Here is a 243-nt window from a genome sequence, read left to right as displayed (position 1 = left end):
GGTCATCAGGAAATAGACCATCAGGCCAATCAAAATATAGGAGAACAGTGCGCCGCCCGGCCCTGCCTGAGAGATGGTTGCGCCTGATGCAACAAACAACCCTGTGCCGATGGAGCCGCCAATGGCGATCATCGTCAGGTGACGCGCCTTGAGTTCACGACGGAGCGTGGGCGCTTGTGTGGTTTTAGATTCGGAAACCATGGGAAAATGCTGTCCTTCCAAAAAATGAGGCCGGATTGTAGC

Annotated in this window: 1 pseudogene; it reads right to left on the bottom strand. The window is 54.3% G+C overall.

From position 1 onward, the window contains the following. Nucleotides 1–201 (bottom strand): annotated as a pseudogene (locus FQ664_RS26740) (amino acid permease); the annotation flags it as partial. Nucleotides 202–243 lie beyond the last annotated feature (42 nt).

Source organism: Pseudomonas persica (assembly GCF_900291015.1).
Taxonomy (GTDB): domain Bacteria; phylum Pseudomonadota; class Gammaproteobacteria; order Pseudomonadales; family Pseudomonadaceae; genus Aquipseudomonas.
Note: the sequence above shows the minus strand (reverse complement) of the source record. Positions and strands in the feature narration are given on the sequence as shown.